Consider the following 13,294-nt stretch of genomic DNA (forward strand, 5'->3'; position numbering starts at 1 on the left):
CCGGAATTCGAAGAGCGTCGACACAGGCCCTAGTCCGTGAGACATCGTCTGCCATCGTTCGATGGCTACGTGAGCTCGTTCTGCGTGATCGCCTTCGAAATATGGTGCGAATCGAGCAAGCATCGATGGCCCCAAGGCTTCAGCGACGCTGACGGGCTTCTCGTATGTGGCCGAGGGCCATTCGTCCTGATGCAATCCGACGGCCTGGCCGCCCGCGCCCGCCCAGACTTCGATCGACGTGAACTCTGGTGTCACCCGGCGCGCGGCAATGGATAGGACGTCGTTCTCGCGGGCCATGTAGCCGACCAGCACCAGAGGCCTGAGCCGCCTTAGCGAGACCCACCGGCAAATCGGACGAACGGGATTGCAATGCCAAGATCCGGTGACAGCCGAGTTGTGTACTACATCGCAGGTGAACGGGTTACCGGAGCGAGACCTCGCAGCAGTGAGACAGTTGGTGATCAAGGATCAGCGACCCGTCTAGGATCTGACCACATGCCCGTCGACACCGTGAATGCCGATCTGTCACACAACGCTGTGGATCCTTCGGATGTCGTGATGATCGACTTGTTCGCGGGCCCAGGAGGATTGGACGTAGCGGCTGCATGGCTGCAGATACCTTGTGTCGGTATCGAATTGGACGAGGATGCGTGCCGCACCCGGATCGCCGCTGGGCTGGGGACTCGTCAGGCTGATGCGCGAAATTTGGACCTCCTCGATGAGTTTCCGAATGCCAAGGTTCTGACCGGAGGGCCGCCATGCCAGACCTACTCAGTGGCGGGAGCCGGCGCTGGGCGCAAGGCGCTGGAACAGGTCTGCCGGTTGATGAGGGAGATGGCCGCCGACAAGGATATTGATGAGGAATTGTCGTCTCTCGATGATGAGCGGACGGGGCTCGTATTGCAGCCACTCCGATGGGCATTGGAGGCGATAAAGAAGAAGCGCCCGTTCGAGACGATCATCCTCGAGCAGGTGCCAACGGTGAAGCCGGTGTGGGATGCGGTTGCCGTCGAATTGCGGAAGCATCGCTATGACGTACGGGTTGACATTGTTCACACCGAGGAATTCGGTGTTCCACAGACTCGCCGCCGGGCGATTCTCATCGCGTGCCTCGATCGCCCTGCCAACTTCCCCAACGCCACCCATCGCCGATACAACAAGCGGGTCGCCCGTGAGGCCGGTGACGAAAAGATCTTGCCGTGGACAACGGCAGGTGAGGCGTTGTCGGAGACGCGCCCGTACAGCTTCGACATTGTCTCCAATTACGGTACCGGGGGAAATCCCAAGTTGCGCGGCAGGCGTGGGTCGAATGAGCCCTCGGCGACGGTAACCGGAAAGGTTCGACGCAACCGAATTGTGTCTGACGGCAAGGACCGTGACCGACTGGAACCGTCGGAAGCAGGTCGCTTGCAAACCTTTCCGGTGGATTACCCATGGGCTGGCTTGGACCAGTATCAACAAATTGGCAACGCGATTCCGCCGAGAGTCGGTGCTCATATTCTCGCTGCCGCCATATCTGCAAAACGGCCCACCGAAGAGTCTTTGAATGCAGCCGTAGCGGGCACGTGGGCGGCAGTGCGTAATCACGAGTACATTTTGACGCTCATCCCATTGGAAAAACCAGACCAGGTGGTTGGTTTGCTGGACGGCAACGGGAGGCCGTACATGGTTGACCTGGATGCGATTTCGGTTTAGTGGGTGCGCAAGCATTGCAGCGTCCTGAGTGGGGTGGGCTGAGCTCTCGGGAGCGCTGTTCGTCCCGGATTCGGTCACGTCGGGGCGGGTGAGGCTCGATTTGCCGCGCCAATGTCGGTGGTATCTGCCATCATTAAATATCGGGACGTTCCTGGGTGGGTAACGACCCAGGATTGCATGCCGATGAGACGGCCAGAACGGCGCCGGCATCGGCCGTATGACGCGTGTCCAATTGTCATGGGGTGGAAATGATCTCTGGGTGGGTCGGTGTCGATGGTGAGCTTGCGGCACATGTACGAAAACAAACCGAACAGTGTCTTGAGGCGTATCGGGTCAAGCCGAACCTGATCGAACAGGATGCAGGTATCGAGCTGTCAAATGTTACCGGCGGGTATGGCCGGAAGCAGTTATATGAGTTGGTTCAGAACGCCGCTGATGCACTGATAGACGATCACGGTCGAATCGCACTCGTACTCGATGCGGGGCATCTCTATTGCGCCAACGAAGGGCGTCCGATGACGCCGAACGGCGTCGAAACCCTTATGGCCTCCCACTTGTCCAGGAAACAGAACAATCAGATCGGGCGTTTCGGACTTGGCTTCAAGTCGGTCCTCGGGATAAGCGATCGCCCCGAAGTCATCAGCCGCACCGGATCGTTTCGGTTCGACCGCCTGGCGGCCGAGTCGGCCGTGCGCGCCATCTCGCCGAACGTGCCCCGGACTCCGGTACTGCGCATCGGAACCGCGTTCGACCCGCTCGAGCTCGCCACGCAGGATCAGACCCTGGCGACGCTGATGGAGTGGGCCTCGACAATTGTGCGATTGCCGCTGGTGTCAGGTGTGGACTGGCTTGGCGACAAGCTCTTCGAATTTCCCGCCGAGTTCCTGCTCTTCGCTCCGCACATCACTCAAATCGATCTGCGCGATGAAGTCGGCGACCGATCTCGGTCTTGGCGGGCTGAACGCGAGGGTGATCGTGTCGAATTATGTTCGGGCGATGCGCGTTTCGGGTGGCGAGTCTTTCGGGCGCAACATCAGCCCTCAGAGCTCGCGCGCGCCGAAGCGGGGGCGATCACCGGTCGCGAATCCATCGATGTGAGTTGGGCTGTCCCGGAACGGGATCGGACTCGGATCGGTCAGTTCTGGTCATACTTTCCCACCAATTCACAGACGACGCTCGCCGGAATCATCAACGCCCCGTTCAAGACCAACGAGGATCGGCACGACATTCTCGAAGGCGAGTACAACCGAGAGATCCTGCTGACCGTGCTGCCCGACCTGGTGAGCGCGAATCTGGCGAAGCTCGTCGACGCATCGGATCCCGGCTCGGTCCTGGATATCATCCCCGCTCGTGGGCGCGAGTCCCGGTCGTGGGCGGATCGAGATATCAACGAACCGATCCTCGTGGCCGTCACCCGTACCGCGTGCCTACCGGATATGGATGGTCGCCTGCTGCGCCCTGCCGGCATCAATCTGCCTCCGACTTTCTTGTCCGACTTCGACTCCTGGAAGCCGCGCTGGGCGGCAGTGGCGGGACGGCCGAGTAACTGGCTGCACGACTCTGCCGGTCGGACGCAAGAACGTCGAGCGAAGGTTGACCGAATTGCCGCACTAGCGCGTGTGCAACCCCGAACCATCGGCGAGTGGCTGCGTGCGCTGGCTCAATCGGCGGGCGTTGCGGGTTCCCAGGAGGCCATCAAGTTGGCCGCTCTCGTGGATCGTGACGCGGCGGATCATTCCCAGATCATGCGTCGAGCCGCATTCGTGCTCGCTGCGGACAACTCGTTGCAGACTCCGCAGGTAGGCCGAATCTTTCTGCCCGACTCCGCAAGCGAGGACACTGCGCAGTTCGTTGATCGTGAGGTCGTTGCCGACGTGGATGTGGTCGACGCGCTCATCGCGCTGGGCATCAAACGAATGGACCAGTTCGGCCGGCTCAAAACTCATCTCGCTCGAATGATCCAGGCAGAGCAGGTATCCGGGCCTATGGTGGCGCAGCTATGGGACCTGACCAGAAGCCTGCCGCCGCGCGAAGCCGCGGAAATCTTGACCAGGTCGTTTCCCGATCGGACCGTTCCGGTGCGATCGTTGGCCGAGCGTGTCGTGCCGTTGCGGAAGGTGCTGCTTCCGGGCGTTATCGTCCCGGCCGACGCTAGTCGCGACGCGGTCGTGACACTCGACCCCGTGTTCCATGCCGACGATCTGCCGCTGTTGCGCCTGCTGGGCGCCAGCGGCGAATTACGGCCCAGGCGGGATCGGTGTCCCGAAGAGTGGTTCGAAGCATGGGAAGCGGCCGCGCGCACCGCATATCGCGACTGGTTGGCCGCCAGGGGGCAGACGATTCCCACCGCGCGAATCCGGATCCAATCGGGCGAGACGAGCTGGGGTCTAGACGTCCTTCAAGAACTTTCGCCAGAGGGACGGCTGGCGCTGACGCAGGCGGTCTTGCGTGGGCGAACCGCGCCGTGGACCGTGGATGCCACCGGTGGCCCCGGGATGCCTTTCGCCAATCCTGCGATCTGGTGGGTAACCCGTCACGGTTACTTGGCAACGTCCTATGGTCCGCGCCCGGTCCGGGACTGCTTCGCGCCGGCTCGCGGTTTGCCAGCCGACCTGATACCCGTCGGCAAGGTCACTGCGGAACAGGCTGTCGCGCTGGGACTGCGAGATCGTTTGACACCTCACGATTGGAAGCAGATCCTAACTCACCCTTGGCATTTCCTTGCAGACGAACGGTTGTCACAGCTTTACGGCTTCGCCGCGGTGGCGGGCGCTGCGGCACCGGATGAACTCGGCGTCGAGGTCGGGGCGAAGAAAACGCTGGTGTGCCCTTCGGAGGCGGCCGTGACCACCGTGGTCTCGGACTTCAAGCTGCTGCAGGCAGCCGGACACCCGGCGCTGTTGGTGGATACCCGTGAGCAGATGTCGGCACTGATCAAGGTTTGGGAGCTGATAGACGCGCATAGCCTGATTCACCGATCGGTATTGCCGACTGTTTCAGGTGAGGCGACACCGTTGATGGACCGATTCCCGGGTCTACGAGCAGTTCTCCCGGAAGAATCAGCCGCCGAGCTGGTCCCTTGCTCAGATCTCGCGATCGAGGTGGCGCTGCGTGACGCACCCGCTTCATTCCAGACCGATCATGCGGTCGTGCGCCAGGACGGCACCATCTACCACCTCGACAGTCTGGACAACGCGGCTCTGCTGGCGGCCGTGAACTCCGAACTGCGCCTTGGACTCTCACCCGCTGCCATCGCGGACGCGCTGGCCATCGGGGCGCGGCGCGAGAAGAACAAGCTGCAAGAACAGGTGCGGCTGGAGAAGAACCAGAATCGCAAGCTCGTGTTGCTGGCAGGCGAGGATGCTCTGCGTAAGGAAGTTCCTTCGGGGGCAATTGATTTCATTGAGCGCCGCGACGGACGCAAGTTGCGCGGTGAGGAGGTCGCGGAGTTGGCGCACGCGGCGAAGGGGGCCGCGCTGTTGGAGCGGCTCAAGCCCGTAATCCAGGACCGCGGGGTCGACCTCCCCAAGCTCGGTGGTGGCTTTCAGGCCCGGCGGAGTATTCAGGAGCTTGGTCTGGCCCAGGAGTTCGCGGGCAGCCGGGAAGTGAATCCCGCACCGCGATTCGAGGTAATCGGTCCGGTAGCCCTGCCGCCCCTACATGACTTTCAAAAGTCGGTGGTGGAGAACCTGCTGTACGTTGTGCGGCCGGGAGGTAAGAATCGCGGGATTGTCGCGCTTCCCACCGGGTCCGGCAAGACACGGGTCGCGGTCGAGGCTTTGATCCAACATATTCGGGAGTCTGACACCGAGCCGCTGATCATCTGGATCGCCCAGACCAATGAGCTGTGTGAGCAGGCGGTGGACACCTGGTCCTACACCTGGACGGCGATCGCGCCTCCGGGGGCGAAGCTCACGGTAAGCCGCCTGTGGGGCTCGAACGATACGACACCCGTGGAGGATGGCACGCACCTTGTCGTAGCAACCGATGACAAACTGAAGTCCGTCAGCGACAAGGGCGGACACGAGTGGTTGACCGATGCCGACGTCGTACTCGTCGATGAAGCGCACACCTCGATCTCGCCGACTTACACTCAGCTGTTCAATTGGCTCAAGCGTGGAGCCCAGGAGCGAGATCGTGTCCTGATCGGCTTATCCGCCAGTCCATATCGTGGCCACAACGAGGAGCAGACTCGAGGCCTCATCAACCGGTACGACTCGAATTTGCTGACCGATGGTGTGCTGGGTGACGATCCGTACGCGGAGCTACAGCGCTTGGGCATCCTCGCGAAGGTTCGTCACCTCGAGCTCGAGGGCATGACCTTGAACCGGGCGGTGGTTGGTAGTCAATCGGAGATCGAGACTTCGCAGTTGAACGACTACCGGATCGATCTGAATTCGGTGGCGCTCAACGAGAAACGCAATGATCGGATCATCGAGTCGATTGTGGGCCTGCCCGACGATATGACGGCGTTGGTCTTCACTGCTTCGGTGGAACATGCCGAGAAATTGGCGGCCATCCTTTCGCATTACCGGGTCGCGTCGGCTTCTGTCGCCGGACATACGCCCCCGAGCGAACGTCGTCGACTCATCTCCAGGTTTCGTGCCGGCGAGATCCGGGTGTTGACCAACTACAACGTGCTGTCGCAGGGCTTCGACGCGCCGAAGGTCGGCGCGGTGTATGTCGCTCGCCCGACCTTCAGCCCCAACCGATATCAGCAGATGATCGGGCGTGGCCTGCGTGGTCCACGGAACGGGGGCTCCGAGGAAGTCCTGATAGTGAACGTACGCGACAACATCGAGGCCTTCGGTCTCGAGCTCGCGTTCCATCATTTCGATCATCTGTGGAAGTAGAAGTGGCACAAGCTGTTCACCCCATCGAGTTCGACGTCGCACAGCAGGTGGTTGTGGCTGCGCCGATAGATGATCGACTGCTCGTCATCGCGGCCGCCGGTCAAGGGAAGACGGAAGTGGTAGCCGGCCGGATCGACTACCTCATACGCGAGGAAGCTCTCTCGGCGTCGGCTGAGGTTCTCGTCCTGAGCTTTTCCCGTGCCGCCGTGGACGCGGTGCGGCGGCGTCTGGAGCTTCGGGAGGTCGCTCAGGCGAACATTCGCACCTTCGATTCGTTCGCCAACTCCGTGCTCGTCGATGCCGGCATCGAGCCGGTTGGTTCGTATGATGCCCGAATACGACAGGCCACAGCGTATTTGAAGGATCTCGACGAACTGCCGCCGGAGCTCGAGGATCTGCGTCATGTCGTGATCGACGAGATACAGGACCTGGTCGGCGATCGTGCGGATTTCGTACTCACGCTTCTTCGCCTGCTTGACGAATCGGTCGGCATCACCGCACTGGGTGACCCGCTGCAGGGCATCTACAACTTTCAGCTGAACTCCCGAAAGAGCCGGAGCAAAACCACATTCGACGAGGTTTTCGAGGCTCTTCGCGTAGAGTACGGTGCGACGAAGACGGCTCTCGGTGTCAACTACCGGGCGCGTGGACGGGACCCGAAGCGCGTGATCGAACTGGGTGAGCGCCTGCGCTCGGAGCCGGACGCGGTGCGGGCCAGGACCATACTCGGCGAGTTCGACTCGGACCTGCTCGATCTGGGCAGTGTGAACAGCTGGGCGGGACTGTTGGCGGGACAGGGCCCAACCGCCGTGCTGTGCATGTCCAATGCGGAGGTGCTGCGGTCCGCGCGCAGCCTGCGGGCGGCCGCGGTGGACCACGTGGTACGGCGCTCAGCCGGTGAACTCGGGGCGGCGGCATGGATTGCCCAGGCAGTGGCCAGCTTCCAGCGCATTGATGTCACGCGTGACGAGGTGGAAGCGGCGCTGGCCTCGCTGCCGGTCGGAGCTGCGCCGGATGGTGCGTGGTACCTCCTGAAGGAAGCCGAGGGGGTTTCTCGAAATCGCAACTCGCTGAACCTCCTTCGCCTCAACCGGTTGATCAGATCGGGCGCGATTCCGTTGACACTGGTTTCGCAGGACACCGCGGACGTTGTTGTTTCGACTGTGCACCGTGCGAAGGGTCTCGAGTTCGATCGGGTCTTCCTGGTGGATCCCGTGGCCCGGCGTGATGGCGAGGAGGATGAGTGGCCGTCGATTCGCACCCGCTATGTCGGTCTCAGCCGTGCTCGCGACAAGGTCCATCGCTGCCAAATCCCACCTCCGCGTGAACGGTTCGAAGAGGACCGGAGGCTTCCCGAACGGATCTTGGAGCGGGTCGGAAAGACCAGACGAACCCGTTCGATGGAGTTTCTCAACGCAGACCTCGCGTTGGACGCGCCCTTCGGTGATCGAAGTACCGCGGTTGCGCTGCAGCGTGAGTTCGCCAGGGGAATCGGGCGTTTGAGCGTCGAGGGGTTCTTGGATCCGCAGCGCGAATCCGAGAATCAAGCGTCATATCTTTTCGTCACCGAGGACGGTCGAACGATCGGGCGATCCAGTCCGACTTTCGACGCGACCTTCCGCACCGCGTTCGGAAATCCGAAGGTGTTGCCCAACAGGCTGTTCGGACTCTCGGTCAGTGCGGTGGAGTCGGTCGCGGGCGATCCTCGGGCGACGGCAGGGCTGGGTATGGGAGCGGTGGGCATCTGGCTGGCGCCCCGGCTGGTCGGCATGTTGCAGCCGGATTGGCAGTCCAGAAAGGGCGATAAATGAGCTCGTCAATGGAGTCGAAACTCGCAGAGCAGTACCGCTTCCGCCGGGAGATGGTCGAGGAACTCGCGCGCGACGTTGTCGGACCCGACACCGACGAACCGGAGACATTGGACGAGGCTCCCCTCGATCGATATGTCGTCGGGGTGCTGTGGCCGATCGACGAAGCGCTGCAGGAGGTCGGAGAACCCGACGGGGAATCCGATCAGGACGACGTCATCGAGGACACACCGGTTTCGCAGGCTCGGATGCGATACCCGTCGTCTATGGGATTGACGCTGTCGGTGCGGATATCGGTCAAGTCGACGATCTTACTGGCGGTCCGGGTGGCGCGATACATTCAGCTCGATGACGGCGGTGCGCCCGTGCAGCCCGCCGCCGGTCTGCGTGGTGGTCGATGGAGCCGGATTCCGATGGAACTTCCGGTTATCGTTCAGGAACTCACAAAACCTGGCATTTTCTCCGATCCGCTTACGGACGGGCTGGAGCTCTATCGCTACATTCGCCCGGAGCGTGATGGTGTGGTCACTGTTTCGGTCAGCCTCCGCAACACACAGATCGCGACCAAAGGTGTGCTGCGCGACCCCAAGGCATGGTTCCAAGTCGGCATATCGGTCGGAACCGACGCGCCTGCCATCGTCGACCGGGCGCAGCACCACAGCATCGGGAACGACGATGATTTGGACAGTGCTGCACTGCTTTATCGCAATATGCGTACGTTCGCCGTCGGTCACGGATGTGCTGCGACCTGGGAACCTTCGGCCATCGTCGACGGCATGGTCGACGGCGTCTCGACTACATTTGTGCCAGCCTACGACGTACCGCGGGCCCGGCCGGGACAGTTGGACAGCTCCGTTGATCTGCGCATGTCCTTCCTCTCGGAGGCAAGTGATGCCGAGGTCCTAGGAAGCTTGGAGAGGCTGGTACAGCACTACCGTGCCTGGATCGACCAGCTGGAGGGTGAAATCGCCGACGGGACCGCACAGGTCGCCGACGGCTTGTTGGAGACCGCCCAGCGGCACCTGGTTCAAGCACGTGGCGCGGCCGATCGTGTCGCCGCCGGCATCAGGAATCTCGAGGATGACTCGAAATCGATGCGGGCATTCCGCCTGGCCAACAATGCGATGCAGCTGCAGCGTGCCCGCCAGGATTGGATTCGCGGTGGTGCCACGGGTCAGGTTGGCAGTGGTGTGAACGATCGCTGGCATCCATTCCAGATCGCGTTCATCCTGCTGAATCTGCCCGGGCTCAGCGACCGCAACCATCCGGATCGAAAGATCGCAGACTTGCTCTGGTTCCCCACCGGCGGCGGTAAGACCGAGGCGTACCTGGGTTTGATCGCCTTCACCATCCTCCGTAGGCGGTTGGTCGACCGAGACGCCACCGGCGTAGCCACCATCATGCGATATACGTTGCGATTGCTCACTATTCAGCAGTTCGAGCGGGCGTCGATGTTGATGTGCTCGCTGGAGATGGTGCGTCGGAACGACGAGACCCTGCTTGGCACACGAGCTTTCTCGATCGGGCTGTGGGTGGGATACGGAGGTACGCCGAACACAATCAACGATGCGCGCAAGTCGCTGAATACTCTTGCGTCGGGTGGCGAGCTCACTGATAAAAATCCGGTTCAGCTCACCGAATGTCCATGGTGTGGAATGGAATTAGATCATGACAACTACTCGATCGTCGGTAAGCAGGAACGGCATCTGCGTATCGCATGCGAGCAACCGGAGTGCGACTTCGCCGAAGGCCTTCCGGTGCACGTCGTCGACCAGGACATCTATGCGGCGCGCCCGGAACTGGTACTCGGCACCGTCGACAAATTCGCGATGATGGCGTGGAACGCCGAGGTAGGCAAATTGTTTGCCCGAGATGGTATCGGACTGCCACCCGAGCTGATCATTCAAGATGAGCTGCACCTCATTTCGGGTCCACTCGGTTCGATGGTCGGCCTTTATGAGGCGGCCATTGACGCCGCGTGTTCGGTGGATTCGCTGGTCGATGGCACCGCTAAAGGACTTCCGAAGGTGATTGCTTCCACGGCCACCATCAGACGGGCACAGCGGCAGATCACCTCGGTATTCGCGCGGACTGCCGCTCAATTCCCGCCGCCCGGTATCGATCCGGACAAGTCCTTCTTCGCCGAGCCCGCGCCGAGTGAGGTCTTGGGCACCCGGCAATACGTCGGCATCATGGCGCCGGGTGCCAGCCATGCGACGCTGTTGGTACGAGTCTATACCGCGTTATTGCAAGCCGCGAAGGACGTCGAGGGAGACGACTCCACCCGCGATCCTTATTGGACCCTGCTCGGGTACTTCAACAGTCTGCGGGTGCTCGGCAGCGCTAATCTGCAAGTGGAGGGTGATGTTCGGGAGCGACTGGGGCTGGTCGCCAATCGGAAGGGTACGGTGCCTCGCCCGCTCGGGACGCCGAACGAGCTGACGAGCCGAGTGGCATCGTCCGAGATTCCGCGCCGCCTCAAGCAGATTGAGAGGACTCTCGCTGACGGTGCGCCCGATGATGTCGTGTTGGCTACCAACATGATTTCGGTCGGCGTCGATATCGATCGCCTCGGCCTTATGACTGTTATGGGGCAACCACAATCGAGTGCCGAGTACATCCAGGCGACTTCCCGCGTCGGGCGAAAACATCCGGGTTTGGTTGTCGTGATCTTCAATGGAGCTCGTTCTCGAGACCGGTCGCACTACGAGAACTTCATCCCCTACCACCAAGCCCTGTATCGGGCCGTCGAGGCTACCAGCGCAACTCCATTCGCAGCGCGTGCGCGCGACCGCGGCCTGCACGGTGTGTTGGTCTCGCTTGCTCGCCTATTGGTGCCCGCACTCGCCGGCGATGAGGCCGCGCATTTGGCGGATCAACACTGGGATGAGCTACGCGAGATCGCCGGGCTTATCAAGCAGCGCGTGACAGCGGTCGCACCGGATGAGATCGATGCCACTGTCGATGAGGTTGATGCGTTGATCGAGGTCTGGGCCGACGATGGAGCCTCCAAACCGAAGATGCGGTACAGCAACGACAAGAACAAAGAGGCTGCCTTGCTCGTCCCGCCCGCGAGCGCGTTGACCGAGGAGGGCATCGACTACTCCCAGCAGCAGACGCCTTGGCCGACGTTGATGAGCATGCGTGATGTCGATGCCGAAAGCAGCCTCTATCAGCTCAATATGAGGAGGTCGCGATGAAATACGGTCCGAAGGCCCGCCGCAGCCAACTATTGAGCACCTATGGCATCGGCGGTTTGTTCCCTTCTGAGTCGACCAGCTACATGATCGTCGGGTTGGACGAGTGGAGAGTCGGTCGCGCGCCGGTCATCAGCGAGCCTCGGCTGGCGCGGTCCCTTGGAGTTCAGGAGCTGAAATCCCCTCCCGCGGGTGGGAAGAACGACATCCCGGTAATCCGTTTTCCGGTCACTCAGGTGTGCCCCGCCTGTCGTCGGATCGGATCGGTCTACGACTTGTCGAAGGACTGGAATGTCGCGACGTGTGCGAGTTGCCCTTCCAAGGACGACCTCACACCGTTTCGATTGATCGTCGCCTGTACGCGCGGACATGTCGGCGAATTCCCCTACTGGCGCTGGCTGCACGGCCGACCGTCGACGGGCGATGACAAGCACTTGATGACGCTGACCGCGCTCGGGCGGACGTCATCGCTGGCGGACCTCGTGCTCAAGTGCTCGTGCGGTGTGGCGCCCCGCTCCCTGGAGGGTTCGACCACGCCGAAAGCGTTGGCGGAGTTCGGATTTTGCCGTGGCGACCGGCCCTGGCTGGGACCGGACCATAAGCAGGACTGCACCGAGATACCCAAGGTTCTGCAGCGTGGCGCGTCCAATGTGTGGTTTCCCGCAGTGCGGTCGGCGATTTCCATCCCGCCCTACTCCGAGGCTCTGGCGAAGTTCGTCGATCGGCATTGGGTCGTTCTGAAAGATCCGGAGGCGATCACTGACAAGGGACTGGATAATCTCGCCGGATCCTCGAAAGGCCGTTTCTCCGTGGTGGACATCAAACATGAGGTCGATCGGCGCCTCGGTGAGACCCACGGATCGCCGCTCGACGAGGCGGCACTGCGCCGACAGGAATTCAACGCACTCGTAGAAGGCCGCGTCGACGACGTGCTGGATTCTGATTTCGTCTGTATCCCCATGGAGTTGGCGGGTGATCTGCCGAAACTCGTTACCGAAGTGCGCAAGGTCACGCGGTTGCGGGAGGTTCGAGCCCTACGCGGATTCTCGCGCTTGGAAGGTACTGGCGATGACGGTACCGAAACCCTCTGTGCGCTTTCGCATTCGGTGGAGCACTGGCTACCCGCAGTGGAGGTGATCGGCGAGGGCATCTTCGTCGCCTTCGATCATCATGCGCTGGCCTCCTGGGCCGAGAAGCCGTTTGCGCAACACCGACGGATGATGCTCGACAAGGCCGCGAAACGCATGGCCGCGGAGACCCGGCGGCCGGAGCCGCTTACGGTCGATATCGTGCGAGTTGCAATGCACACTCTCGCGCATGTAATCATCGACCAGTTGTCTCTCGACGCTGGTTATCCCGCCGCGTCACTGCGTGAGCGCCTGTATGTGGGGTCCGACAGTGCGGGAATCCTGGTATATACAGCCAGTTCCGACTCCGCTGGCAGCCTGGGTGGCGTTGCGTCGCAAGCTGATCCGGATCGATTCGCGAGTGCCCTCCGCGAGGGTCTGACGCGGTTGTCCTGGTGCTCGGCCGATCCGGTGTGCATCGAGTCGACCGGGTCGGGGGTGGATGCCCTGAATCTGGCCGCCTGCCACGCCTGCGTGCTCGTGCCCGAAACGTCCTGCGAGCTGAACAACACCTTCCTCGACCGGGCGCTGCTGTTCGGAACTCATGACCTGGGCGAGGAATCCGAAGGACTGTTCAGCGACTACCTGAACAACTAGGCGATCACCGCCGACGA

General features: G+C 61.7%; 5 protein-coding genes and 1 pseudogene. 5 read left to right on the forward strand and 1 reads right to left on the reverse strand.

All coding sequences use genetic code 11. From position 1 onward, the window contains the following. Positions 1 to 312, reverse strand: a pseudogene (locus tag NA10_RS38250) (hypothetical protein); the annotation flags it as partial. 183 nt (positions 313 to 495) lie between these two features. On the opposite strand from NA10_RS38250, the gene NA10_RS23575 reads away from it, so the two are divergent. From NA10_RS23575 to drmB, 5 genes are all read left to right on the forward strand, one after another. Then, positions 496 to 1,695: a DNA cytosine methyltransferase gene (locus tag NA10_RS23575; RefSeq protein ID WP_084515164.1), complete on the forward strand. Its 1,200-nt coding sequence runs from the start codon at positions 496 to 498 to the stop codon at positions 1,693 to 1,695. A 248-nt stretch (positions 1,696 to 1,943) separates the two neighbouring features. After that, on the forward strand, positions 1,944 to 6,548 hold the full coding sequence (locus tag NA10_RS23580; protein WP_084515165.1) for a DEAD/DEAH box helicase: 4,605 nt from the start codon (positions 1,944 to 1,946) through the stop codon (positions 6,546 to 6,548). 2 nt (positions 6,549 to 6,550) lie between these two features. Continuing rightward, complete coding sequence (locus NA10_RS23585; protein ID WP_067571581.1) at positions 6,551 to 8,359, forward strand: ATP-dependent helicase; 1,809 nt, start codon at positions 6,551 to 6,553, stop codon at positions 8,357 to 8,359. Between the two features lie 8 nt (positions 8,360 to 8,367). After that, a complete protein-coding gene (locus tag NA10_RS23590) occupies positions 8,368 to 11,556 on the forward strand; it encodes a helicase-related protein (RefSeq protein ID WP_067571583.1) in 3,189 nt (1,062 codons plus the stop codon). Further along, complete coding sequence (drmB, locus tag NA10_RS23595) at positions 11,553 to 13,277, forward strand: MrfA Zn-binding domain-containing protein (protein ID WP_067571585.1); 1,725 nt, start codon at positions 11,553 to 11,555, stop codon at positions 13,275 to 13,277. The genes NA10_RS23590 and drmB overlap by 4 nt, the downstream gene beginning before the upstream one ends. Positions 13,278 to 13,294 lie beyond the last annotated feature (17 nt).

This window comes from Nocardia acidivorans NBRC 108247 (assembly GCF_001625085.1).
GTDB lineage: Bacteria > Actinomycetota > Actinomycetes > Mycobacteriales > Mycobacteriaceae > Nocardia > Nocardia acidivorans.

Coding starts and splice junctions, on each gene's coding strand:
- NA10_RS23580 (WP_084515165.1), top strand. CDS start 1,944: ATGATCTCTGGGTGGGTCGGTGTCGATGGTGAGCTTGCGGCACATGTA.
- NA10_RS23575 (WP_084515164.1), top strand. CDS start 496: ATGCCCGTCGACACCGTGAATGCCGATCTGTCACACAACGCTGTGGAT.
- NA10_RS23590 (WP_067571583.1), top strand. CDS start 8,368: ATGGAGTCGAAACTCGCAGAGCAGTACCGCTTCCGCCGGGAGATGGTC.
- drmB (WP_067571585.1), top strand. CDS start 11,553: ATGAAATACGGTCCGAAGGCCCGCCGCAGCCAACTATTGAGCACCTAT.